25 protein-coding genes are annotated in these 23,983 nt (G+C 68.8%); 7 read left to right on the top strand and 18 right to left on the bottom strand.

Annotated elements, in window-relative coordinates:
• The first annotated feature begins 54 nt into the window (after positions 1 to 54).
• On the top strand, positions 55 to 954 hold the full coding sequence (locus AC4BAR_RS01435; RefSeq protein WP_490626037.1) for a DMT family transporter: 900 nt from the start codon (positions 55 to 57) through the stop codon (positions 952 to 954).
• Between the two features lie 22 nt (positions 955 to 976).
• Here the strand turns inward: AC4BAR_RS01435 and sorU are convergent, their stop codons facing one another.
• The 8 genes from sorU to AC4BAR_RS01395 form a co-directional block, all read right to left on the bottom strand.
• Positions 977 to 1,291: a SorU family sulfite dehydrogenase c-type cytochrome subunit gene (gene sorU / locus AC4BAR_RS01430; RefSeq protein WP_490627168.1), complete on the bottom strand. Its 315-nt coding sequence runs from the start codon at positions 1,289 to 1,291 to the stop codon at positions 977 to 979.
• 11 nt (positions 1,292 to 1,302) lie between these two features.
• On the bottom strand, positions 1,303 to 2,511 hold the full coding sequence (sorT, locus tag AC4BAR_RS01425; protein ID WP_490626036.1) for a SorT family sulfite dehydrogenase catalytic subunit: 1,209 nt from the start codon (positions 2,509 to 2,511) through the stop codon (positions 1,303 to 1,305).
• A gap of 120 nt (positions 2,512 to 2,631) precedes the next feature.
• Entirely contained in the window at positions 2,632 to 3,414 is a 783-nt protein-coding gene (locus AC4BAR_RS01420; protein ID WP_490626035.1) for an SDR family oxidoreductase, read from the bottom strand.
• A gap of 28 nt (positions 3,415 to 3,442) precedes the next feature.
• Positions 3,443 to 4,000 (bottom strand): hypothetical protein, encoded by a 558-nt coding sequence (locus AC4BAR_RS01415; protein ID WP_490626034.1) that lies wholly within the window; start codon positions 3,998 to 4,000, stop codon positions 3,443 to 3,445.
• A gap of 2 nt (positions 4,001 to 4,002) precedes the next feature.
• Positions 4,003 to 4,878, bottom strand: coding sequence for a DMT family transporter (locus AC4BAR_RS01410; protein ID WP_490627167.1), 876 nt, complete (start codon positions 4,876 to 4,878; stop codon positions 4,003 to 4,005).
• Between the two features lie 20 nt (positions 4,879 to 4,898).
• Positions 4,899 to 6,512: a gamma-glutamyltransferase family protein gene (locus AC4BAR_RS01405; protein ID WP_490626033.1), complete on the bottom strand. Its 1,614-nt coding sequence runs from the start codon at positions 6,510 to 6,512 to the stop codon at positions 4,899 to 4,901.
• A 46-nt stretch (positions 6,513 to 6,558) separates the two neighbouring features.
• Positions 6,559 to 7,842 carry a DUF3422 family protein gene (locus AC4BAR_RS01400; RefSeq protein WP_490626032.1) on the bottom strand — a complete coding sequence of 428 codons (1,284 nt, stop codon included), beginning with the start codon at positions 7,840 to 7,842 and terminating at the stop codon, positions 6,559 to 6,561.
• Positions 7,843 to 7,928: 86 nt separating this feature from the next.
• A complete protein-coding gene (locus AC4BAR_RS01395) occupies positions 7,929 to 8,396 on the bottom strand; it encodes a GlcG/HbpS family heme-binding protein (protein WP_490627166.1) in 468 nt (155 codons plus the stop codon).
• Positions 8,397 to 8,619: 223 nt separating this feature from the next.
• Here AC4BAR_RS01395 and AC4BAR_RS01390 point away from each other — a divergent pair, with 223 nt between their 5' ends.
• Positions 8,620 to 8,985: a VOC family protein gene (locus AC4BAR_RS01390; RefSeq protein ID WP_490626031.1), complete on the top strand. Its 366-nt coding sequence runs from the start codon at positions 8,620 to 8,622 to the stop codon at positions 8,983 to 8,985.
• 90 nt (positions 8,986 to 9,075) lie between these two features.
• On the opposite strand, the gene AC4BAR_RS01385 is transcribed toward AC4BAR_RS01390, so the two are convergent.
• From AC4BAR_RS01385 to AC4BAR_RS01350, 8 genes are all read right to left on the bottom strand, one after another.
• Positions 9,076 to 10,587, bottom strand: coding sequence for a tripartite tricarboxylate transporter permease (locus AC4BAR_RS01385; RefSeq protein ID WP_490626030.1), 1,512 nt, complete (start codon positions 10,585 to 10,587; stop codon positions 9,076 to 9,078).
• Positions 10,588 to 10,594: 7 nt separating this feature from the next.
• Positions 10,595 to 11,083, bottom strand: a complete 489-nt coding sequence (locus AC4BAR_RS01380; RefSeq protein ID WP_490626029.1) for a tripartite tricarboxylate transporter TctB family protein — start codon at positions 11,081 to 11,083, stop codon at positions 10,595 to 10,597.
• A gap of 108 nt (positions 11,084 to 11,191) precedes the next feature.
• Positions 11,192 to 11,980, bottom strand: coding sequence for a class I SAM-dependent methyltransferase (locus AC4BAR_RS01375; RefSeq protein WP_490626028.1), 789 nt, complete (start codon positions 11,978 to 11,980; stop codon positions 11,192 to 11,194).
• The gene (locus AC4BAR_RS01370) at positions 11,977 to 12,477 is read right to left on the bottom strand and encodes a DNA-deoxyinosine glycosylase (protein ID WP_490627165.1); all 501 of its coding nucleotides are present in this window, start codon (positions 12,475 to 12,477) and stop codon (positions 11,977 to 11,979) included. The genes AC4BAR_RS01375 and AC4BAR_RS01370 overlap by 4 nt, the downstream gene beginning before the upstream one ends.
• Entirely contained in the window at positions 12,471 to 13,352 is an 882-nt protein-coding gene (locus AC4BAR_RS01365) for a TatD family hydrolase (protein WP_490626027.1), read from the bottom strand. The genes AC4BAR_RS01370 and AC4BAR_RS01365 overlap by 7 nt, the downstream gene beginning before the upstream one ends.
• On the bottom strand, positions 13,339 to 14,958 hold the full coding sequence (locus AC4BAR_RS01360) for a GlcNAc-transferase family protein (RefSeq protein ID WP_490626026.1): 1,620 nt from the start codon (positions 14,956 to 14,958) through the stop codon (positions 13,339 to 13,341). Before AC4BAR_RS01360 ends, AC4BAR_RS01365 begins: the two co-directional genes overlap by 14 nt.
• Before the next feature lie 36 nt (positions 14,959 to 14,994).
• A complete protein-coding gene (gene lolD, locus AC4BAR_RS01355; RefSeq protein ID WP_490626025.1) occupies positions 14,995 to 15,708 on the bottom strand; it encodes a lipoprotein-releasing ABC transporter ATP-binding protein LolD in 714 nt (237 codons plus the stop codon).
• Positions 15,701 to 16,957 carry a lipoprotein-releasing ABC transporter permease subunit gene (locus AC4BAR_RS01350; RefSeq protein ID WP_490626024.1) on the bottom strand — a complete coding sequence of 419 codons (1,257 nt, stop codon included), beginning with the start codon at positions 16,955 to 16,957 and terminating at the stop codon, positions 15,701 to 15,703. Before AC4BAR_RS01350 ends, lolD begins: the two co-directional genes overlap by 8 nt.
• Positions 16,958 to 16,990: 33 nt before the next feature.
• Between AC4BAR_RS01350 and AC4BAR_RS01345 the strand changes: the two genes are divergently transcribed.
• Positions 16,991 to 18,010 carry a phosphoglycerate mutase gene (locus tag AC4BAR_RS01345; protein WP_490626023.1) on the top strand — a complete coding sequence of 340 codons (1,020 nt, stop codon included), beginning with the start codon at positions 16,991 to 16,993 and terminating at the stop codon, positions 18,008 to 18,010.
• Entirely contained in the window at positions 18,007 to 19,716 is a 1,710-nt protein-coding gene (gene recJ / locus AC4BAR_RS01340) for a single-stranded-DNA-specific exonuclease RecJ (RefSeq protein WP_490626022.1), read from the top strand. Before AC4BAR_RS01345 ends, recJ begins: the two co-directional genes overlap by 4 nt.
• Here the strand turns inward: recJ and AC4BAR_RS01335 are convergent.
• Positions 19,713 to 20,195, bottom strand: a complete 483-nt coding sequence (locus AC4BAR_RS01335; RefSeq protein WP_490626021.1) for a YqaA family protein — start codon at positions 20,193 to 20,195, stop codon at positions 19,713 to 19,715. The two genes, recJ and AC4BAR_RS01335, sit on opposite strands and share 4 nt — an antisense overlap.
• Positions 20,196 to 20,315: 120 nt before the next feature.
• Here AC4BAR_RS01335 and dusB point away from each other — a divergent pair, with 120 nt between their 5' ends.
• Genes dusB through purH form a run of 3 tightly spaced genes read left to right on the top strand, consistent with a single transcriptional unit; the run spans position 20,316 to position 23,208 of the window.
• Entirely contained in the window at positions 20,316 to 21,356 is a 1,041-nt protein-coding gene (dusB, locus tag AC4BAR_RS01330; RefSeq protein ID WP_490626020.1) for a tRNA dihydrouridine synthase DusB, read from the top strand.
• Complete coding sequence (locus tag AC4BAR_RS01325) at positions 21,353 to 21,589, top strand: Fis family transcriptional regulator (RefSeq protein WP_490626019.1); 237 nt, start codon at positions 21,353 to 21,355, stop codon at positions 21,587 to 21,589. The genes dusB and AC4BAR_RS01325 overlap by 4 nt, the downstream gene beginning before the upstream one ends.
• 20 nt (positions 21,590 to 21,609) lie before the next feature.
• Positions 21,610 to 23,208 (top strand): bifunctional phosphoribosylaminoimidazolecarboxamide formyltransferase/IMP cyclohydrolase, encoded by a 1,599-nt coding sequence (purH, locus tag AC4BAR_RS01320; RefSeq protein ID WP_490626018.1) that lies wholly within the window; start codon positions 21,610 to 21,612, stop codon positions 23,206 to 23,208.
• Positions 23,209 to 23,232: 24 nt separating this feature from the next.
• On the opposite strand, the gene AC4BAR_RS01315 is transcribed toward purH, so the two are convergent.
• Complete coding sequence (locus AC4BAR_RS01315; RefSeq protein ID WP_490626017.1) at positions 23,233 to 23,982, bottom strand: hypothetical protein; 750 nt, start codon at positions 23,980 to 23,982, stop codon at positions 23,233 to 23,235.
• Position 23,983 lies beyond the last annotated feature (1 nt).

Genomic DNA, 23,983 nt, shown 5'->3' with positions numbered 1-23,983 from the left:
GAATCGAACAGGCTTGCTGTCGCCGACTTTTGCGCCGCTTGCTACAGTGCGGTGATGAGTTCGCGCCTGACCCCGTCCACCGTCTTGCTGCTGGTGGTGCCGCCGCTGATGTGGGCCGGCAATGCGGTGGTGGGCCGCATGGTGCAGCCGCTGGTGCCACCCATCACCATGAACCTGCTGCGCTGGGCGCTGGCCTTTGTGTTGCTGCTGCCCTGGGCCGGCGCGGTGCTGCGGCCTGGCAGCCCGCTGTGGCCGCACTGGCGGCGCTTTGCGGTGCTGGGCCTGCTGGGTGTGGGGGCCTACAACGCCTTGCAGTACCTGGCGCTGAAAACCTCCACCCCCCTCAACGTGACGCTGGTGGCGGCCAGCATGCCGGTGTGGATGCTGGGCATTGGCGCGCTGTTTTTCGGCGCGTCCGTCTCGCGGCGCCAGCTGCTGGGGGCCTTGCTGTCGCTGACCGGGGTGGCGGTGGTGTTGTCGCGCGGCGAATGGGCGCAGCTGCTGGCGGTGCGCCTGGTGCCGGGGGATGTGTACATCCTGCTGGCCACCATCGCCTGGTCGGTCTACAGCTGGCTGCTGAGCCGGCCCAACGAGCCCGAGGCCTTGCGGCAGAACTGGGCCCATTTCCTGATGGCACAAATTGCCTTCGGCCTGCTGTGGTCTGGCCTGTTCGCTGGCAGTGAATGGGCGCTGACCGAGGCCCACATCCAGTGGGGCTGGCCGCTGGCGGCGGCGCTGGTGTTCATTGCAGTGGGGCCGGCGCTGCTGGCCTACGGTTTCTGGGGCCAGGGGGTCAAGCGGGTGGGGCCGACGCTGGCCGGTTTTTTCACCAACCTGACGCCGCTGTTCGCCGCGCTGCTGTCGGCCGCCTTCCTCGGTGAGCTGCCCCACCTGTACCACGGGCTGGCGTTTGCGCTGATTGTGGGCGGGATTGTGGTGTCCTCGCGACGCTGAGTGCCGCGACCCGGCACACCGCCTACTTCGCGCCGCCGCTGGCCCGCGACACGTAGAGCGCCAGCGCAGCGATCTGCGCCTCGCTGAGCTGGCCGGCATAGGACGGCATCTGGCCCAGGCCGTTGCGCAGCGCCTGGGCCACGCGGGCGGCATCGGGCTTGAGCTCGTCCAGCACCGGGCCCACCGCGCCGCTGCTCTGGGCGTCTTTCAGCGTGTGGCACAGGGCACAGGCCGGCACCGCGGCCTGGGTGAACAGCTGCTTGCCCAGCGCAAACTGGGCCTCTTCGGCCCCCGCCACCGCGCCAAAGACCGCGGCCGCCAGGGCCAGGCCCCCCATGAAGCGCCGCATCAGGCCACCGTCAACGCCACGCCGTGGTCGGCCCAGCTGTTGTTGTTGTAGCCGTGTTTGTTCTCCAGGCGCTGCTCGGGCTGGACCTGGCCGGTGCTGTCGGTGGCGCGGCTCACCAACTGGTAGCTGCCGGGCTGCAGCTGGGCTTCCAGCACAAACTGCCGCCAGGCAAACTTGCCCAGGTCGGGGCCGATGAAACGCGCCTGGCGCCAGACCTTGCCGCCATCGGTCGAGACCTCGACCTTTTTCACCGGGTTCAGGCCGCCAAAGGCCACACCCTGGATCAGCACCGCGCCGGCCGCGCGGCTGGCGCTGTCGGGATTGGGCGAGTTGATCCAGGACTTGACCGGCATTTCCAGCACCGAGGGCTGGCTGGGGTCGTCCTTGCCGCCCAGCGGCCCGATGCGGTAGCCGTGGGCCATGATCTTGGCGTCGGTTTCCTTGGCCGTGAAGGCCAGCTGCTTGACGTACTTGATGTTGTTGACACCCTGGTAGCCCGGCACGATCAGGCGCAGCGGGCCGCCATGGGCCAGCGAGATCGGCGCACCGTTCATCTCCCAGGCCAGCAGGGCATCGCCCAGCGCCTGGATGGGCAGCGAACGCTCGACCACCACGCTCTTGGGGTCCAGGCCGGCCGGCAACACCTCGCCGCCGGTGCCGGTCATGTAGGCCATGCCGCCCTCCACGCCGCCCAGGGCCTCGACCACGGCACGCACAGGCACACCGCTCCAGACCACGCAGCCGGCCGCGCCCACGGTCCACGGCGTGCCGCTGGGCTTGTGCGGGAAGAAGCCGCGGCCGTTGCCCGAGCACTGCAGCACGGTGGCCACGGTTTCCAGGCCCAGGGTCTTGAGCTGACCGACAGTGAGCTTGCGCGGATTCTTGACACCCTCGATGGCGATTTCCCAGGCGTCGCGGTTGGCCAGGATGGCGGCATCGGGCGCCGGCAGGTTGTTGCGGATGTAGAGCTGCTCGGCCGGTGTGATGACGCTGCTGCCAAAGGCGCTGCGTTTGGTCTCCACCGTGGAGGCACTGTGGACGATGACGCTGGAGGCGTCTTTCCAGGCGGCGTAGGCGGGCAGCGGTTTGGCGGCGGCAGCCTGGGCGGCGGCGGGCCGGGTCCAGCTGCTCAGGCCCAGGGTGGCCAGGGCGGCGGCGCTGCCAACCAGCACATGGCGGCGGGGAAGAGAGGTCTCTGCGGGATTCATGGTTTGCTCCAGTGGATCGTCGAACTGGTCGCCAGTTTATTACCGATGAATGCCCCCAAAGCGCAAGGGGCACCCGAGCGACCGGCGGGTTACAAAAGCACACATTTGCCCGGCCGACGGCTACATCGTGCCCGGGTAAGCACCGCCATCGGCCAGCAGGTTTTGGCCGGTGATGTAGCCGGCATGCACGCTGCAGACAAAGGCGCACAGGGCACCGAACTCGGCCGCCTCGCCAAAGCGCCGGGCCGGGATGTTTTGCCGTCGCGTGGCCATCACCGCGTCCAGGGTCTGGCCGGTCTTGCTGGCCGCGCCCGCCATGGTGCCGCGCAGGCGCTCGGTGTCGAAGGCGCCGGGCAGCAGGTTGTTGACCGTGACCCCCTGGGCGGCGATGCCGCTGCGGGCCAGGCCGGCCACGAAACCGGTCAGGCCGCTGCGCGCGCCGTTGGACAGGCCCAGGATGTCGATGGGCGCCTTGACCGCGCCCGAGGTGATGTTGACGATGCGGCCAAAGCCGCGCGCCGCCATGCCGTCCACCGTGGCCTTGATCAGCTCGATGGGGGTCAGCATGTTGGCGTCCAGTGCACGCAGCCAGGCCTCGCGGTCCCACTGGCGGAAATCACCGGGCGGCGGGCCACCGGCGTTGGTGACCACGATGTCGAAGTCGGCCCGCTGGGCGAACACCGCCGCCCGGCCTTCCGCGGTGGTGATGTCGGCGGCCACCGCCAGCACCTGCACGGTCGACAGCGCACGCAGCGCGGCCGCCGCCTGTTCCAGCGCCGGCGCGCCGCGCGCCACGATGACCAGGTTCACCCCCTCGCGCGCCAGCGCCTGGGCACAGCCCAGGCCCAGGCCCTTGCTGGCCCCACCCACCAGCGCCCAGCGCCCTGCGATTCCCATGTCCATGACCGTGCTCCTTTGAAAATTCGGCCGCTCATTCCACCGTCAGCGGCGCTTCCAGTGTCAGGCGGCGGCCCGACACCTTGTCGGTCACCAGCGCCCCGACCTTGTAGACCCCGGGTTTGTCCTGGGCGTCAAACCGCAGCGTGGCGCTGCGCTTGCCCAGCTGCAGGCGCGCCGCCGGCAGGCGGTCTTGCCACACCGCGCCGCTGCCGGTCTGCAGCACCTGGCCGCCGGGGGTGGTGAGGCTGTAGGCCACCGCCACATCGCAGGCACCGGCCGGACCCGCCGCGCAGCCGGAGAACACCAGCATGGCCGACACCGCCTCGCCCCGGCGCACCGTGCCGGTCACCACCAGGCGGGGGGCTTTTTTCTTGGCCGCGTTCCAGGTGGTCACAAAAGCCGCGGCGTCCGGCGTCAGCACCAGCTGCACACCGAAGTCGCCGCTGCTGCGCATGGCGGGCCGCTCCGGCAGGGGCTGGCCTTTGTCGTCCAGCCAGGCCGCCGCGGCCGGTGCCAGCACCCCCAGCAGGCCGACCAGCAGGCCCGCCCTCCACAGCCAGTGACCACGCCCCCTGTTGTTGCGCTTCATGCTCAGCGGTTCCCGTAACGCGACACCAGAAACACCCCGCCCAGCACCAGCGCGGTGCCGGCCACCACCCAGGCATTGAGCGGCTCACCCAAAATCCACACGCCCATCAGAATGGTGGACATCGGGCCCACCATGCCGGTCTGCGCGGTCACGCCAGCGCCGATGCGCTCGATGGCCATCATCACCATCAGCACCGGCACCGCGGTGCACAGCGTGGCGTTCAGCACCGACAGCCAGACCACCTCCGGCGCCACCCACGCGGCGCTCAGCGGCCGCAGCGCGACAAACTGCAGCAGGCAGCAGACACAGGCCACCGTGGTGGCCAGGCCCACCAGCCGCAGCGAGCCCAGCCGCGGCACCAGCTCGCCGCTGTGACTGAGGTAGATGGCGTAGCTCACCGCGCTGCCAAACACCAGCAGCGTGCCCAGCACCACATGGCCGCCCTGCAGGTTGACCTCATGGGCAAACACCAGCAGCACGCCGGCGTAACTGACCGCCATGGCCAGCACCTGCATGCGCGAGACCCGGCGCTTGTAAAGCAGCCAGGTCAGCAGCAGCACCAGCGTGGGGTTGAGGTACAAGATCAGCCGCTCCAGCCCGGCGCTGATGTACTGCAGGCCGGCGAAATCCAGAAAGCTGGCCAGGTAGTAACCGGTGATGCCCAGCCAGACCACGCCGCGCCAGTCCTTGGCGGTGAGCGCCGGCTTGCCGCGGCTGGCCCACCAGGCCATGGCCACAAAAATGGGCAGCGCGAACAGCATGCGGTACATCAGCAAGGTCACCGCGTCCACCCCGTGGCGGTAGGCCAGCTTGACGATGATGGCCTTGCCGCTGAAGGCGATCGCGCCCACCACGGCCAGCAGCAGGCCGGGCCACATGGGCTTGGCGGTGCTGGGTGTCAAAAGCCCGCCGCCTGGCCGTCGCGCCGGGCGTCGCTGGCGGCCACATAACCCTCGACCGCCGGGTCGCCAGCGCGCCAGATGAACTGGCCGGCGCCGAAGTCCTGGTAGCTGTCGTTGATGACCTCCATGCGGTGGCCCAGCGCCGCCAGGCCTTGCACCGTGGCCGGGGCCATGGACTGCTCGACGTTGATCTCCAGCCCGGCGTTGTAGCGCCAGCGTGGGGCATCGCAAGCGGCCTGCGGGCTTTGCGCGTGGTCCAGCATGCGCACCAGGGTTTGCACATGGCCTTGCGGCTGCATGTTGGCCCCCATCACACCAAAGCTCATGACCGGCTGGCCGTCCTTGGTGAGGAAGGCCGGGATGATGGTGTGGAAGGGCCGCTTGCCCGGCGCCACGCCGTTGGCGCTGGCCGCGTCGAGGTTGAAGCCATGGCCGCGGTTCTGCAGGCTGATGCCAAAGCCGGGCTCCACACAGCCAGAGCCAAAGCCCATGTAGTTGCTCTGGATGAAGCTGACCATCATGCCGGCCTCGTCGGCCACGGTGAGGTAGATGGTGCCGCCCTTGACCGGGTTGCCGGCACCGAAGTCCTGCGCCTTGTGGGGATCGATCAGCCGGGCGCGCGCGGCCAGATACGCCGGGTCCAGCAGCTGCTCGGCCGTCACCGCCATGTGGGCCGGCTCGGCCACGTAGCGGTAGACATCGGCAAAGGCCAGCTTCATGGCCTCGATCTGCAGGTGCTGCGAGGCCACGCCGTCCAGCGGCAAGCCGGCCAGGTCGAACTGGTTCAGGATGCCCAGCGCAATCAGCGCGGCGATGCCCTGGCCGTTGGGCGGGATCTCGTGCAGCGCATACCCGCGGTAGGCCTGCGAAATCGGCGTCACCCACTCGGGGCGGTAGGCGGCGAAGTCCGGCACCGTCAGGCTGCCGCCATGGGTGGCGGAAAAGCGTGCCAGGGCCTCGGCGATCTCGCCGCCGTAAAAGGCCTGGCCGCGGCTGTCGGCAATCGCCCGCAGCCCGCGCGCGGCCGCCGCGAACTGGAACAGCTCGCCCACCGCCGGGGCACGGCCACGCGGCAAAAAGGCCTGGGCAAAGCCGGGCTGGCCTTTCAGCTCGTCGGTGGCCGCCGCCCATTTCTGCTGCACCACCGGCGTCAGCAAATAGCCGCGCTCGGCGATCTCGATGGCCGGCGCCATCAGGTCGGCGAAAGGCCGCTTGCCAAAGCGTTCGCTCAAGGCCACCCAGCTGGCCACCGCGCCCGGCACGGTGACCGAGTCGATGCCGCGCTTGGGCGGCGCGGTGGCGCCATCGCCGTATTTGCGGTGAAAGTGCTGCGGGGTCCAGGCCGCCGGGGCGCGGCCCGAGGCGTTCAGGCCATGCAGTTGCTGGCCGTCCCACAGGATGCAGAAGGCGTCGCTGCCCAGGCCGTTGCTGACCGGCTCAACCACCGTCATCACCGCGGCGGCGGCCACCGCGGCGTCAACCGCATTGCCGCCCTGCCACAGCAGCTTCAGGCCGGCCTGCACCGCCAGCGGGTGCGAGGTGGCCACCACATTGCGGGCAAACACCGGGAGGCGGGTGCTGGCGTAGGGGTTGTCGAAATGGAAGTGCATGGCGCCATTATCAAAGCGGCGCCATGGCTTGTCTGTCCGTGGGGTGTCAGTGCCGCATCAGCCGGTGGTGCAGCCGGCGCAGCGACCACCAGACGGCGGTGGCCACCAGCGGAATCGCCACCGCGGCCGTGACCTCGGGGCCGATGGGCCAGCCGATCTTCTCGGCGCCCTTGGCCAGGTAGGCCACCAGGCCCACGATGTAGTAGGTGATGGCCGCCACCGACAGGCCTTCCACGGTGGACTGCAGCTTGAGCTGCAGGTCTTGCCGGGCGTTCATGGTTTCCAGCAATTCCTGGCTGGCCACCTGCTGCTCGATCTCGACCCGGGTGCGCAGCAAATTGCTGATGCGCGAGACCCGCTCCGACAGGCTTTGCTGGCGCCGCACCGCCCATTCGCAGGTGCTGATGGCCGGCGACAGCCGTCGCTGCATGAACTCGCGGATGGTCTGCATGCCGGCCAGCCGCGATTCAGCGATGTCGTTGACGCGCCGGTTGACCAAATCAAAGTAGGCGCTGCTGGCCGAGAAGCGCGAGTGGGTGGACGCGTACTCGCCCTCCACCTGGCCGGCCAGCCGGGTCAGCCGGTCCAGCAGGGCCGGTTCCTCGGAGCGCTGCGCGGTGCGGATGGCGCTGGCCAGCTGGGCCAGTTCGCGTTCGGCCCCGCCCAGCACCGCCGTGGCCTCGCGGGCCGCGGGCAAGGCCAGCAAGGCGGCCATGCGGTAGGTTTCGATCTCGGTCAGCTGCTGCACCAGCCGGCCCAGCCGGCGCGGCGCGGCGCCACCGACCAGCAGCACCATGCGCGAGAAGCCGTCGGCATGGATGGCGAAGTCGGTGTAGACCTCACCATGGCCTTCGGCCACGGTGGAGGCCACCAGCGTGTCCTCCTGCAGCACGCCGCGCTGCACCAGCGACTGGTCGCCAAAGCTGCTGGTGGGCAGCACCCACAGATGCAGGCTGGAGATGTTCTGACCCGGCAGACCGTCGAACCAGTCGCGTGGCACCACGTCGGTGGCGGTCATGCAGCCCTGTTCGCTGAAGGGGTCGGCGGTCAGGCTGCGCATGAAGGTGTAGCTGACGAACTCGGTGTGCAATTCCCAGCGCAGCCGGAAGGCACCGAGGTCGATGCGCAAGTGGTTGGTGTGGGCGTCGGGCGGCGCCAGGTGGTGGTTGCGCAGCAGCGCCGCCAGGTGGGCGCGGCTGGCCTCGCGTTCGGCCGGGTCGGTCAGCATCACCACCTGGGCAATCGCCAGCGGTGGCGTCACCGCCTCGGGCGGCCGGGCGTGGATTTCGTTGTGCAGCGCGTGGCGCTGTGGGTGGTTGTGCAGCGGCATGGTTCCCTCGGCCGCCATTGTGCCGCAGCCTCCCACCCGTTCCCAGGCCGCCCGCCCACCGCGATTCAGGCCGGCCGCTCCACCACTTATTTGGCCGCCAGCGCGTCCACACCGGCCTTGGCCACCCCACCGTCCTGCTCGGAGGTGCCGCCAGACACCCCAATGGCACCGACGATCTTGCCCTCCACCACCAGCGGCAGGCCACCCTCGATGGCGTTGGCGCCGCGCAGCATCAGCACCCGCAGGCCGGCACCACCACCGGCCACGGCGTCCTGGAAGGCCTTGGTGGGCCGACGGAACAGCGCGGCCGAAGCGGCCTTGTCCTGCGACACCAGGGTGCTGCCGGTCTGGGTGTTGTCCATGCGCTCAAAGGCCACCAGCTGGCCGGCGGTGTCGACCACGGCCACCGCCATCGGCAGGTTCTGCTTGCGGGCATCGGCCACCGCCGCAGCCACCGCCTTGCGGGCCTGCTCCAGCGTCACGTTGGGGCCATAGGTCGGCACCTGGGCCTGGGCCACGGTGGCGGACAGGCACAAGGCCGCGCTGGCCAGCATCAGGGTCAAGGGGGTCTTGAAAAACCTGGGCATCTCCTGGGATGGGGGTCGGTGGTGAAAGAGGCCTGGCCTGCAGGCCAGCGGCCCAGTATGGCCACAATCCCTGGGCCCCACGACAGGGTTTGCCCCTGCGCGACAGCGGCCCCCGAGGGCAGTCCCTAGAATCGGCGCGGCTCCCGAAGCGGGGGCCTGGTCAACCCCTTTTCACCCACCGGAGACTTCCATGATTGGTTATGTGTGCCTGGGCAGCAACGACATGGCGCGTGCCGCCGCGTTCTACGACACGCTGCTGACGCCGCTGGGCGCCAAGCGCACCATGCAGAGCGAACGCTTCATTTTCTGGGGCAGCGCCAAGGGCGCAATGCTGGGCGTGATCACCCCGGCCAACGGCGAGCCTGCCACCGTCGGCAACGGCGTGATGGCCGCGATCGCGGTGAAATCCAAAGAAGAGGTGGACGCGGTCCACGCCCAGGCGCTGGCGCTGGGCGGCACCGACGAAGGCCCGGCCGGGCCGCGCGGCGGCGGCTTTTACGCCGGGTATTTTCGCGACCTGGATGGGAACAAGCTCAACGTTTTCTGCATGGGTTGAAAACACTGGCCGCCTGTACCTTCGCCAGTCCAGAGGACTGGCTTCTTCGCACTGTCCAGACCTGCGCAGGCAGGTCTGGAGCCGCAGTGCTCAGTCCTCTACAAACGCTTCTTCGCGTTTGTGTTTGACCGCCGGCAGCAGCACGATCACCAGCAGCAGCGCGGCCACGGCCAGCAGGCTGGCCGACAGCGGGCGGGTGACGAACACGCTCCATTCCCCGCGTGACAGCAGCAGCGCGCGGCGCATGTTTTCTTCCATCATCGGCCCCAGGATGAAACCCAGCAGCAGCGGCGCGGGCTCCACACCCAGCTTCAGAAAACCGTAGCCCACCACACCGAACAAGGCCACCATCCAGATGTCAAAGGTGTTGTTGTTGGTGGAAAACACGCCGATGGCGCAGAACAGCACGATGGACGGGAACAACCAGCGGTAGGGCACGGTCAGCAGCTTGATCCAAATGCCGATCAGCGGCAGGTTCAGCACCACCAGCATCAGGTTGCCTATCCACATCGACGCAATCAGGCCCCAGAACAGCTCGGGGTTGCTGGTCATGACCTGCGGGCCGGGCTGGATGTTGTGGATGGTCATGGCCCCCACCATCAGCGCCATCACCGCGTTGGGCGGGATGCCCAGCGTCAGCAGCGGGATGAAGGAGGTTTGCGAGCCGGCGTTGTTGGCCGCCTCGGGGGCGGCCACGCCGCGGATGTTGCCCTGGCCAAACGGCACCTCGCCCGGCCGCAGCCGGGTTTTTTTCTCCAGCGTGTAGGCGGCAAAGGCCGACAGCAGCGCGCCGCCGCCGGGCAGGATGCCCAGCATGGACCCCAGTGCGGTGCCGCGCAGCACCGCCGGGATGCAGTTGCGGAAATCTTCCTTGGTCGGGAACAGCCCCTCCACCTTGGCGGTGAAGACCTCGCGTTCGTCTTCCGGCCGGGCCAGGTTGCTGATGATTTCGCCGTAGCCAAACACCCCCATGGCAATCACCACAAAGCCGATGCCGTCGGTGAGTTCGGGAATGTCCATGCTGAAGCGGGCCACGCCGGAATTGACGTCGGTGCCCACCAGGCCCAGCAGCAGGCCCAGCACAATCATCGCAATCGCCTTCAGCAGCGAGCCCGAGGCCAGCACCACCGCGCCGATCAGGCCCAGCACCATCAGCGAGAAGTACTCGGCCGGCCCGAACTTGAAGGCCACCTCGGTCAGCGGCGCGGCAAAGGCGGCCAGGATCAGTGTGCCCACACAGCCGGCGAAGAAAGAGCCCAGGCCCGCCGCGGCCAGCGCCGGCCCGGCCCGGCCCTTGCGCGCCATCTGGTAGCCGTCGATCACCGTCACCACCGACGACGATTCGCCGGGCAGGTTGACCAGAATGGCGGTGGTGGAGCCACCGTACTGCGCGCCGTAATAGATGCCGGCCAGCATGATCAGCGCCGACACCGGCGGCAGCGCGTAGGTGGCCGGCAGCAGCATGGCGATGGTGGCAATCGGCCCGATGCCGGGCAACACACCGATCAGCGTGCCCAGCAAACAGCCGACAAAGGCGTACAACAGGTTGATGGGCGTGAAGGCCACGCCAAAGCCGAGTGCCAGGTTGTTGATCAGGTCCATGGGGTCCTCAGCCGGTGATGAAAGCGGGCCAGACCGGGAACTGCAGTTTCAGCAGCATCACGAAGGCCAGGTAAGAGCCCACCGACAGCACCGTGGCCAGCAGCAGCACCTCCTTGAGCTTGAAGGTGTCGGCGGCCAGGCTGGCCATCAGCACCAGCGCGTAAATCGCCACCACCATGCCCATGGACGGCAAGCCAATCAGTGGCAGACCCCCCAGCAGCGCGCCGAACAACACGTTGGAGCCGATGATCCAGACCAGCGGCTTCCAGGCGATGCGGCCAATCGGGTCGCCGTCGGGCCGGGGCTTGACCACCGCCACCACGGTGATGGCCACCCCCAGCAGCGCCAGAATGATGCCCAGCATCAGCGGGAAATAGCCCGGCCCCATGCGGGCGCCGTTGCCCAGGTTGTAGCCGCTCGCCCCCCAGGCGAAGGCCACCCCCAGCACGGAGAACATCAGCCCCGAGGCAAAGTCTTTCTGGCTTCCAATTTTCACAACAAACCTCCCAAAGGCATTCGGTGTCGCCGCCCGATTGTGGCGACTCTGGGCTTGGCCCCGCCTGTGGATTCCACCTAGGCCGTGACGGCCAGGTGACAGGCCGGGCTAGGACAGTGGTTTGAGCAGCTTGAGCCAGTTGCGGGTGCGCAGCTTCCAGCGGGTCTGCAATTCGGCCGCCCGCTGGGCCATCAGCTCAGGCGGCGGCCGGCTGGGGGTGCGCTGGGCCAGCACCACGGTGTTGCCTTCTTTGGTGGGCTTGAAGGCCCACACCGCGTCCGCGCCAAAGGCCTCGACGATCTGCGCCAGGCTGTGGGCGTAGCTGGCGTCGCGACCGAACAGGTTCACCGTCATCACGCCCTCGTCGGTGAGCAGCGCCCGGCAGTCGGCGTAAAAGGCCGCGCTGTCCAGCATGGGGGCGGCGGCCTCCTCGTCGTACACGTCGACCTGCAAGGCGTCCACCGTGCCCAGGCGCTCGGCTTGGCGGATTTCCTGCGCCGCGTCGGCCACCACCACCGTCAGCAATTTGTCGTCGGGCGGCAGCTTGAACCAGGCCCGGCAGGCCAGCACCACCTTGGGGTTGATCTCGACCGCGGTGGTGCGGGTGCGCAGCCGCTTGTGGCAGAACTTGGTCAGTGCCGCCGCACCCAGGCCCAGTTGCATGGCGTGGCGCTGGCCCAGGCCGGTCAGCGGCACAAACAGCAGCCAGGCCATCATGCGCTCGACATACTCCAGGTCGATGTCGAAGGGGGCATCGATGTTCATCGAGCCCTGCACCCATTCACTGCCCAGGTGCAGGTAGCGGATGTCCTCGTGCTCGGAAAAATTGACCTCGGCAAATTCGGCCACGGCGGCTTTTTTGGATGCGGTTTTGGAAGCGGCTTTGGGCGAACTCATGGCATCAATTGGTGGGCCTGCAGCGCTTCGCGCCAGGCGGCGAGCTTGCGCTCGAAATTCCAGCTGGCATTGGCCGGGCTGGTGGAAGGCAATTTCAGCACCGGCAGGCCCAGCGCCGCGGTTTGCCGGGCGTGGCGGAAACTCTCACCGCCATTGTGGGCCACCGCCTGCAGCCGCGGGCAGCGCTGGCGCAGGCCACCGAAGTCGTTGACTTCGGGGCTGCGGATGGCGGCGTCCAGGCTGCCTTCGCGCTCGCAGGCGGCATACACGTCCCACAGGCCCAGGCCCACGGCCAGCAGCCAGTCGCAGCGGCGGGTATAGGGCCAGGCGCACACGGCTGCCGGGTCGTCGGCCAGCAGCGTGGTGACGATGGGCCAGAACTGGTTGCGTGGGTGGGCGTAGTACTGGCCGGCCTGCAGCGAGGCCACACCCGGAAAACTGCCCAGCACCAGCAGCCGGGTGCCTGGCCCCACCACCGGCGGCAGGCCGGTCAGCATGGCCACAGCGCCCGCAGCTTGGGCAGGGCCGCCAGCGCGTTGGCACTGGTCAACGCCGCCAGAGCCTCCGGTGTGACGCCGCGCAGCGCCGCCACCACCGCGCCGATGCGGGGCAGCTCGGCCGGCTGGTTCAGCCCTTGCGGCACACCGTCGGCGCGCTGCGCTGCGGTGGTGTAAAGCCAGTTCGGCGGGATGTCGGGCGCGTCGGTTTCCAGCACCAGCGCCGAATCGGGCAGCCGCTGGGCCAGGCGACGCAATTGCAGCGCCCGCTCAAACGTCACCGCGCCGCCAAAACCCAGCCGCAGGCCCAGGGCCACGAAAGCGTCGGCCTGTTGCTCGCTGCCGTTGAACGCATGGGCAATGCCCAGCCAGGGCCCGGGCAGCGCACGAAGCTGCTTGAGCAGCAAATCGGCCGAGCGCCGCACATGCAGGATCACCGGCAGCCCATGTTTGCGGGCCAGCTTCAACTGGGCGCGGTAGAACAGCGTTTGTTTGGCCAGCATGGCCGGGGTGCTCAGGGCGGGCACAAAGCAGTCCAGCCCGATCTCGCCCACCGCCACCAGCCGCGGGTCGTGGTGGTGGCGGGTCAGCCAGTCGTCCAGCGTGGCCAGGTCGGCCTCGCGGGCCTGGGGCACGTACAGCGGGTGGATGCCCAGGGCGTAGGCGTCGCCATGGGCATGGGCCAAGGCCTGCACCGCACCGAAGTTGGCCACCTCGACCGCCGGCAGCACACACAGCGCAACGTGTTGCTGCGCGGCGGCGGCCCGGATGGCCGCGGGCGACCCACCCCGTTGGCTGAATTCGGCAGCGTCCAGGTGGCAGTGGCTGTCCACCCACCGCGGCGCCGCGGTCGGCGAGGCCTCAGGCGAGTTCATCCAGGTCGAACAGCAACATGGACTTGTCTTCCGCGCCGGGAATGCCACAGCCCTCGACCAGCACCCGCAGCGGCCGCGGCAGGTTGATGGGTGGCAGCTCCAGGTTGAGCCGGTGCCAGCCGCCCATGGGGATGTCGTTGTTGGGTCCGGCCTGGCGCCAGGTGAAGCTGGTGGTGAGCAGGTAGCGCGAGCCGCTGCGCTGGATGTTCTTCAACGCCTGCTGGACGGACGCCAGCGGGAAATGGAACAAACAGTCGCGGCACATCACCAGGTCGACCCGAGGCAGGTCGTCGTTCAGCAGGTCCAGCACCGCAAAACGCACGTTGTCGCGGGCATGGCGCCGGTTGTTCTCGGCCACCAGCTCGGCCACCAGGTCGCCGCCCAGGTAGTTGACGCCGGCCAGGTCCACATGGCGCATCCAGTTGAAGTCGCCACAAGGCAGGTCCAGCATGGAGCGCACGCCCAGCTCGGCCAGCAGGCCGGGCAGCTCGCGCCGCAGGTGCTGGGTGGCCTGGGTGGTGGAGCCGGGCCCCGAGGCCGACTCGCCGTCGCCCCAGGCATTCGACTTGAAGATCTGGGTGAACACCGCCTTGTGGTCGACCGCGGGCGCGGCCGCGGCGGCCGGGGCCACCGCGCTGGGCGAGGCCACCATCCAGGGCCCGGTGCGGGCGGTCTCGCCGATGCTGCGGTCGATGTAGTTGATGCCGCTGAAGCGCGCGTAGTCGGCCAGGCTGCGTTCGCGCCCCAGGCCATGGATACCCAGGTCGGCGCCGTCGAACACCAGGCGGCGCAGTCTGGCCTTGGCGGCGGCGTCCAGCTCCCACCAGCGCTGCTGGCGCTGTTTGTCCTCGTCCTCGCTCCAGTGCAGCGGCCGGTTCTTGGCGTTGTCGCCCACGTTGTACAGGTGGTAGATGGGCAGACCGCAGACGTGGAAGATGTCCCAGCCATGGGTGAAGGCACGCACCGCCAGGCTTTGTTCCTCGCCGTGGAAATACAGATGCGGGTCGTAGGGCAGCACGCTGACGAAGTCGCCCGGCGCGAACAAACAGCCCGCGCCCAGGTGGAAGCCGCGCACCGGCGTGGTCTGGTCGACCGCGATGGCCTGGAAGCTCAGCGTCGGGTGGTCGCCCTCGAAGCCGCTGTCGGGTTTGACGATGTGGGCCAGCACCTTGTCGGTGGTGGGCTTGGGGATGGCCGCGCCGTTGACCATCTCGAAGGGGTTGGGGTAGGACGAGACGATGCAGCGCGGGTTCAGCGCCTGGCATTCGCGGGCCTGGTCGATCAGCCGCTCGTCCCAGCCGGGCTCGAACAGCATGTGCGAATCGATCTGGAAAAACCACTCTTCGCCCTGGTACAGCGTCATCGCCAGCGAGCGGGCCCAGCACACGCCCCGGGTGTCGCTGGGGTGCACATGCACATAGCGGATGTGGCGCCGGGCGAACTCGTTGGGCAGCACCTGGCGCTGCTCGGGCGGGCTCTGGTCAACGATGCCGAAGCGCAGCCGGTCGGGCTGCTTGGCCTTGAGCCAGGCGTCGTTGACGGTGAACTGCAGCATGGGGTCGCAGTAGGACGCGATACTGATGAAGATGCGTTCAGGCTGGGTCATGCAGCGGTTCGGCAAAGAAGAAAAAGATGGGTCTGGTTACGGCACCGCCACCGGCGCGGGCAGGTCACCCTGCAGCACCCCGCCCACCAGCCGCAGCTGGCGGTCGCAGCGCGCGGCCAGCGATTCGTCGTGGGTCACCAGCACAAAGGCCGTGCCCTTGTCGCGGGCCAGTTGCAGCATCAGGTCGAACACCCCGCCGGCGGTGGTGCGGTCGAGGTTGCCGGTGGGTTCGTCGGCCAGCACACAGGCCGGCTGGCTGACCAGCGCGCGGGCAATCGCCACCCGCTGGCGCTCACCGCCCGACAGCTCGGCCGGCCGGTGGTGCAGGCGCTCGGCCAGCCCGACCCGGGCCAGCATGGCCTCGGCCGCCGCATGGCAGTCGGCCGGTAGCAGGCGGCGGATGCGCAGCGGCATGGCCACGTTGTCCAACGCACTGAACTCGGGCAGCAGGTGGTGGAACTGGTAGACAAAGCCCAGGTGGGTGTTGCGCTGCCGGCCCTGCTCGGTGGGCGACAGACCGGCCAGGTCCTGGCCTAGCAGCTGCACCTGGCCGGCGGTGGGTGCGTCCAGCCCGCCCAGCAGGTGCAACAGCGTGCTTTTGCCAGAGCCCGAGGCGCCGACGATGGCCAGCGTCTCGCCGGCGTACACGCTGAGGTTGACGCCCTGCAGCACGGTGACGTCGAGCCGGCCTTCGGTGAAGCGTTTGGTCAGGCCTGTGGCCTGCAACACCACTTTGTTCAGATCACTCATACCGCAAGGCCTCGGCGGGATTGACGCGGCTGGCGCGCCAGCTCGGGTAGATGGTGGCCAAAAAGGCCAGCACCAGCGAGATGATGGCCACCGGCAGGATGTCGCTGGCCAGCGGCTCGCTGGGCATGCGGCTGATCAGGTAGATGTCGCGTGGCAGAAAGCTGGCGTTGAGCAGCCGCTCCAGCGCCGGCACCAGCACGTCGATGTTGAAGGCCACACCCAGGCCCAGCAGCAGGCCGGCGAAGGTGCCGACCACACCCACCGCCGCGCCCTGCACCACGAAGATCGCCATGACGCTGCGCGGGCTCGCGCCCAGGGTGCGCAGGATGGCGATGTCGGCGCGCTTGTCGGTGACGCTCATCACCAGCGTGCTGACCAGGTTGAAGGCCGCCACCGCAACGATCAGCGTCAGGATGATGAACATCATGCGTTTTTCCAGCTGCACCGCGGCAAACCAGGTTTTGTTCTGCCGCGTCCAGTCGCGCACCAGCACCTCGCGCGGCAGCTGGGCCGCCAGCTCGGCACCCACCTCGCGGGCCTGGTGCAGGTCGCGCAGCTTGACCCGGATGCCGGTCGGTCCCTCGAGCCGGAAGATGCGGGCGGCATCGTCCTGGTGCACCATGGCCAGCGCGGCGTCGTACTCGTAATGGCCGGAATCAAAGGTACCCACCACCGTCATCTGTTTCAGCCGCGGCACCACGCCGGCCGGCGTGACCTGGCCGCTGGGCGCGATCAGCGTCAGCGCATCGCCCTCGCGCACGCCCATGGAACGGGCCAGGTCGCCGCCCAGCACCACACCGAACTCACCCGGCACCAGGCGCTGCAGCACCGATGCGCGCAGGCCGGCGGCCAGGTCGGTCACCTCGGGCTCGCGCACCGGATCGATGCCGCGGATGATGCTGCCCTTCATGTCCTCGCCGCGCGCCAGCAAGGCCTGGGCCGCAATGAAAGGCGCCGCGCCCACCACCGCCGGGTGGGCCTTGACGGTGGCCAGCACCCGCTCGAGGTCGGGCAGCGCGCCGTTGTTGGCAGCAGAGATTTCGATGTGCGACACCACGCCCAGCATGCGGTCGCGCACCTCTTTCTGAAAACCGTTCATCACGCTCAGCACGATGATCAGCGCCGCCACGCCCAGCGCGATGCCCAGCATCGACACACCGGAGATGAAGGAGATGAAGCCGTTGCGCCGGGTGGCACGGCCGGCACGGGTGTAGCGCCAGCCCAGGCTCAGCTCAAAGGGAATGTCCATGGGCTGGATTGTTGCATCCCGGACAATACCCCCATGCCCCTGCCCCCCCCACCGACGCGCGCGCTGACCCGCCGCCACGACGCCCCGGCCTCCCACGTCGCCTCCGGCCCGCTGCACCTGCTGCTGCCCGCCGCCGGGGCCCAGGGCGAGGCGCTGGCCCAGGCCTTGGCCGGGCTGGCCCTGCCCCGGCTGCAACGGCTGCTGAACGGCCTGACGCCCAGCGACCGCCTGGCCACCGAAGACACCGACCCCGCCATGCCGCACGAACTGGCGCTGGCCCAGGCCCTGGGCTGGCCGCAGACCGCCGGCCACCTGCCCTGGGCGGCTTGGGAAAGCCAGACCTGGGGCCAGCCCTGCGCCTGGGTCCGGCCCTGCCACTGGCAGGTGGGCACCGACCGCATCCTGATGGGCGACCCCGCCGACCTGCGGCTGGACGCGGCCGAATCGCAGGCCCTGCTGGCCGCGATGGCGCCCTATTTCGCCGAGGACGGTATCACGCTGACCCACGGCCAAACCCCTGGCGCCTGGCTGGCCACCGGCCAGGTCTTCCGTGACCTGCCCACCGCCTCGCTGGAGCGGGTGGTGGGCCGCAACATCAACGCCTGGCTGCCCGACGCCGCCACCCCCACCGGTGCGGCGCTGCGCCGGCTGCAAAACGAGATGCAAATGCTGCTTTACACCCACCCGCTGAACGACGCCCGCGAGCAGCGCGGACAACCGGTGGTCAACTCCTTCTGGCTCACCGGCGCCGGTGTGCTTTCCAGCGACGTCAATCCCCCGCCCGGCTTGGCCATCGACGACCGCCTCGCCGCGCCGGCGCTGCGCGGCGACGCCGCCGCCTGGGCCGCTGCCTGGCAGGCGCTCGACGCCGGCCCGGTGGCCGATTTGCTGCAGGCCCACAGCCAGGGCCAGGCGGTGCGGCTGACGCTGTGCGGCGAGCGGGCGGCGCAGAGCTGGGTCAGCCCGCCGGCCGGCCTGTGGCCGCGGCTGCTGCGGGCCGTCCGCGCGCCCTTTGCCCGCCGTTCGGTGGCCAGCCTGCTGGGGGCACTGTGAAGATATCCGTGCGTGACGTGCCACCCCGCGCGGTCTGGCAGCTGGAACAGGCCGGTGTGCACCCGCTGCTGGCCCGGCTGTTTGCCGCCCGCGGCATCCTGCATCCGGCCGAACTGGACGACGGCCTGGCCCAGCTGATTCCCCCCAGCGCGCTGAAAGGCGCGGCCGAAGCCGCGGTGCTGCTGGCCGACGCCATGGCCGCCGGCAAAAAGCTCTGCATCGTGGCCGACTACGACTGCGACGGCGCCACCGCCTGCGCCGTGGGTGTGCGTGGCCTGCGGCTGCTGGGCGCCCGCCATGTGGGCTACCTGGTGCCTGACCGGGTGGTGGACGGCTATGGCCTGACGCCACCGATCGCCCGCCGGGTGAAGGACAGCGGCGCCGATGTGCTGATCACGGTGGACAACGGCATCGCCAGCCTGGACGGTGTGGCCCAGGCCCAGGCCCTGGGCCTGCAGGTGCTGGTGACCGACCACCATTTGCCGGCCGCCACCCTGCCCAGCGCCGAGGTCATCGTCAACCCCAACCAGCCGGGCTGCGGCTTCGAAAGCAAGTCCATCGCCGGTGTGGGCGTGATGTTTTACGTGCTGCTGGCCTTGCGTTCGGAGCTGCGCCAGCGGGGCGTGTTCAGTGCCCAGACCCAACCGAAATTGGATGCGCTGCTGCCCTTGGTGGCGCTGGGCACGGTGGCCGACGTGGTCAAGCTCGACGCCAACAACCGCCGGCTGGTGGCGCAAGGCCTGAAGCGGGTGCGCGCCGGCGCTCTGCCCCCCGGCATGGCCGGCCTGTTCCGGGTGGCCGGCCGTGACGCCCGGGTGGCCACCACCTTCGACTTTGGTTTTGCGCTGGGCCCGCGCATCAACGCCGCCGGCCGGCTGTCGGACATGACGCTGGGCATTGAATGCCTGCTGACCGACGACACCGCCCGCGCCGACGAACTGGCCAGCCAGCTCGACGCCATCAACCGCGAACGCCGCGAGATCGAGGGCGATATGCGCGAACAGGCCCAGCAAATCGCCGAGTCGCTGTTCGACGAAGACGACGAGCCGCCACCGGCCATCTGTGTGTTCGACCCCGACTTCCACGAGGGTGTGGTGGGCATCGTCGCCTCGCGGCTGAAGGACAAGTTTCACCGGCCAACCTTTGTGTTTGCCGCCAGCAGCGCGCCGGGCAAGGAGGACGAGCTCAAGGGCTCGGGCCGCTCCATCGCCGGCTTCCATTTGCGCGACGCACTGGACCTGGTGGCCAAACGCCACCCCGGCGTGTTGCTGCGTTTCGGTGGCCACGCCATGGCCGCCGGCTGCACCGTGGCGGCCGAGCAACTCGATGTGTTCGAGGAAGCGCTGAGCCGCGTGGCCCAGGAATGGCTGGACGCCGCCACGCTGACCCGCCGGCTGGAAACCGACGGTGCGCTGGACCCGGCATGGCGCCGCGCCGACCTGGTGGACACCTTGCACCGCGAGGTCTGGGGCCAGGGCTTTGCGCCGCCGGTGTTCAGCGAAGAGGTCGATGTGGTGTCACAGCGCCTGGTGGGTGAAAAACACCTGGCGCTCAAGCTCAAACACCGCGGCCAGCCGGTGGACGGCATCTGGTTCGGCCACACCGAGCCGCTGCCGGCCAAGGTGATGCTGGCCTTCCGGCTCGATGCCGACGAGTGGCAGGGGGTGAAGCGGGTGCGCTTTCTGGTGGAAGGCGCGGAGGGCTAGAAGGACAGGCCGCCGGGAAACACCTGCAGCAGCAGCACCGTCATGGTGAGGTAGCGCAGAAACTTGCCCACCGCCATGTAGAACAAGCAGGGCCAGAACGGGAACTTGAGCCAGCCGGCCACCGCACAGAGCGGGTCGCCCACCACCGGCAGCCAGGCCAGCAAACAGGTCTTGGGGCCGAAGCGGGTCAGCCAGTCCAGCACCCGCAAATGGGTGGGCGAGCCGCGGTACTTGTCCACCACCCGGTTGGCGCCATAGCCCATCCACCAGTCCAGCGCGCCGCCCAGGGTGTTGCCCACGGTGGCCACCGCGATGGTGGCCCAGAACAAATCGGGGTTGAGCTTGATCAGGCCGAACACCGCCGGCTCCGATCCCATGGGCAGCAGCGTGGCCGAGATGAAGGACACCAGGAACACCGTGCTCAGGCCGAACTGCGGCAAGGCCAGCCAGGCGAGCAGCGGTTCAATCCAGGCGTCCATGGCCGGCCAGTATAGGGGCCTGCCCCTGGTGCGCCGGGGCCCGGCGTTGTTTCAACTGCTGAAATTTTGGGCAGCTACAATCGTGCCTCATTTTTTGGCAACCCGCTCCCACCACCCACCATGCACATCGGCCCTTACGCGCTGACGAACCACCTGTTCGCCGCCCCGATGGCCGGGGTGACCGACCGGCCCTTCCGCATGCTGTGCAAGCGGCTGGGCGCGGGCTATGCGGTGAGCGAGATGGTGACCTCGCGGCGCGATTTGTGGAACAGCCTGAAGACCTCGCGCCGCGCCAACCACGACGGCGAGGTGGCCCCCATCGCGGTGCAGATCGCTGGCACCGACGCCGCCATGATGGCCGAGGCCACGGCCTACAACATCGACCGCGGCGCGCAAATCATCGACATCAACATGGGCTGCCCGGCCAAAAAGGTCTGCAACAAATGGGCGGGCTCGGCGCTGATGCAGGACGAGCCGCTGGCCCTCGAGATCATCGAGGCCGTAGTGGCCGCCGCCGCGCCGCACGGTGTGCCGGTGACGCTGAAGATGCGCACCGGCTGGAGCGAACAGCACAAGAACGCGGTGCGCATCGCCCGCGCCGCCGAAAGCGCCGGTGTGATGATGGTGGCGGTGCACGGCCGCACCCGCGGTCAGGGTTATGGCGGCCAGGCCGAGTACGACACGGTGGGCGAGGTGAAGGCCGCGCTGACCATCCCGGTGGTGGCCAACGGCGACATCACCAGCCCGGAAAAGGCCCGCGATGTGCTGGCCGCCACCGGCGCCGACGCGGTGATGATTGGCCGCGCCGCGATGGGCCGGCCCTGGATCTTCCGTGAGATCGCCCATTTCCTGGCCACCGGCAGCCACCTGGCACCGCCGCTGGTGGCCGAGGTGCGGGAGCTGCTGCTGGCGCATCTGCGCGACCACTACAGCCTGTACGGCGAACTCACCGGCATGCGCAGCGCGCGCAAACACATCGCCTGGTATGTGAAGGCCCTGCCCGGTGGCGAGGACTTCCGCCAGCAGGTCAACGCCATCAACGACTGCGAGCAGCAGTGGCTGGCGGTGCAGGCCTATTTCAACGCGCTGGAAGCGCAGGGCGAACGCCTGCCTGCCCCCGACACCCCGCAAGAACAAGAAGCCATGGAGTGGAGTGCATGAGTAAGAAGCAGATCGAGGAATGTGTGAAGGCCAGCCTGGACGGCTACTTCCGCGACCTCCGCGGCACCGAGCCGAACGACGTCTACGACATGATGATCAAGGCGGTGGAAAGACCACTGCTGGAGGTGGTGCTGGCGCAGGCCGAGCACAACCAGTCCAAGGCCGCCGAGTGGCTGGGCCTGAACCGCAACACCCTGCGCAAAAAGCTTGTCGAGCACAAGCTCATCAAATAACCATCCCCCCGCAAGACCCCATGAACGCTCTCATCTCCGTTTCCGACAAGACCGGCATCGTCGAATTCGCCCAGGCCCTGCACGGCCTGGGCATCAAGCTCATTTCCACCGGCGGCACCGCCAAGCTGCTGGCCGACCAGGGCCTGCCGGTCACCGAAGCGGCCGAGCTGACCGGCTTCCCCGAAATGCTGGACGGCCGTGTCAAAACCCTGCACCCCATGGTGCACGGTGGCCTGCTGGCCCGTCGCGACCTGCCCGAGCACATGGCCGCGCTGGCCCAACACGGCATCCAGACCATCGACCTGCTGGTGGTCAACCTCTACCCCTTCGAGGCCACGGTGGCCAAGCCCGGCTGCACGCTGGAAGACGCGATCGAGAACATCGACATCGGTGGCCCGGCCATGGTGCGCAGCGCGGCCAAGAACTGGAAAGACGTGGGCGTGTTGACCGACGCCTCGCAGTACGCCGGTGCGCTGGCCGAACTGAAGGCCAACGGCAAACTGACCGACGCCACCCGTTTCGCGCTGTCGGTGGCGGCGTACAACCGCATCGCGCAGTACGACGCCGCCATCAGCAACTACCTGTCGTCGGTGGACTTCGCCGCCGGCAGCACCGGTGTGCCCACCTGCCTGCCTTTTGCCGGCCAGTCCAACAGCAACTTCATCAAGCTGCAAGACCTGCGCTACGGCGAGAACCCGCACCAGAGCGCCGCCTTCTACCGCGACCTCTACCCCGCCCCCGGTTCGCTGGTGTCGGCCAAGCAGCTGCAGGGCAAGGAGCTGAGCTACAACAACATCGCCGACGCCGACGCGGCCTGGGAGTGTGTGAAGAGCTTTGAGGTGCCGGCCTGCGTGATCGTCAAACACGCCAACCCCTGTGGTGTGGCGGTGGGCGCCCACGCGCTGGAGGCCTACAGCAAGGCCTTCCAGACCGACCCGACCTCGGCCTTCGGCGGCATCATCGCCAGCAACGTGGTGGTGGACGGCGCGGCCGCGCAGGCGATTGCCAAGCAGTTCGTCGAGGTGCTGATGGCGCCGGCCTTCACGCCCGAGGCACTGGAGGTGTTCAAGGCCAAGGCCAACGTGCGGGTGCTGGAGATTTCGCTGACCGGCGTCAAGCGCGACGGCGCCACCGCCTGGGAGCGCGGCCTGAACGCCCACGACGTCAAGCGCGTGGGTTCGGGCCTGCTGGTGCAAACCGCCGACAACCACGAACTGAAGCGTTCAGACCTGAAGGTGGTGACCAAGCTGGCCCCCACCGCGCAGCAGCTCGACGACCTGCTGTTCGCCTGGAAGGTGGCCAAGTACGTCAAGAGCAACGCCATCGTGTTCTGCAAGGACGGCATGACCATGGGCGTGGGCGCTGGCCAGATGAGCCGCCTCGATTCGGCCCGCATCGCCAGCATCAAGGCCGGCCACGCCAACTTGTCGCTGGCTGGCACGGCGGTGGCCAGCGACGCCTTCTTCCCCTTCCGCGACGGTCTGGACGTGGTGGTCGACCAGGGGGCGAGCTGTGTCATCCAGCCCGGCGGCTCGATGCGCGACCAGGAGGTGATTGACGCCGCCAACGAGCGCGGCGTGGCCATGGTGTTCACCGGCGTGCGCCACTTCCGCCACTGAAAAGACCCGACCCCGGGCCATGCCTCAAAAGCGCAGGCCGTACGACAGCCTGACCATGTCCTGCCGTGTGAAGTTGACGCGCGGGTCCACCGCCAGCCTGACAAACCAGGGCTTGTGGTCCAGGGTCAGGCTGAGGCTGGTCTGGTGGCTGTGGTCGCCGTTGTCCAGCAGGCCACGCTTGTCGGCCAGGTCCACCGTCCAGCGCACCGCGTCGGAAGCCTGGTAACGGAACAACAGGTGGGTGTTGACCTGCTGCGTGCCCAGACGGTCGTCGCGCACCTGAAACACCGCGATCGGCAAGCCAGGAATCGCCCGGCTGCCCAGGCCCAGCGTGATGGCGTCGTTGGGGTCGAAGTTCAGGTTGAAGTAGTTGCGCAAATTGGTGCGTGAAAAGCCGGCGATGCCATAGAACGCGTCACTGCCGATCTCTGAGGTGAAGCCCAGGCCCAGGTAGCCGCCGCTGGCAGCGGTGGCCGAAATCACGGTCTTGACCGGTGCCCAGTTCAGCGTCTGCTCAAAGCCAGCCCGCGACTGCGTCAGCCGGGGGCTGCCCGACTGCCCCGCACCTTGCTGGTAGTAGCCCAGCCAAGCGGTCTGGTCGCCGCGCGAGGCGCGCAGGTTGACGTCCAGCGCGTTGGCCTCGCCGGCCAGGCGGTACTGCCCCACCGTCAGCTTGTATTCCACCGGGTCCGGCGCCGGGGTGCTCACCCCCTGGGCCCAGCCGGCGCTGGCGGCCACGCAGCCCAGCCAGCAGACCAGGCGGGTGCGAGACATC

The sequence above is a fragment of the Rhodoferax sp. SPJ4 genome, from assembly GCF_058216275.1.
The sequence above is the reverse complement of the archived record's forward strand: the minus strand, read 5'-3'. Positions and strand labels throughout refer to the sequence as shown.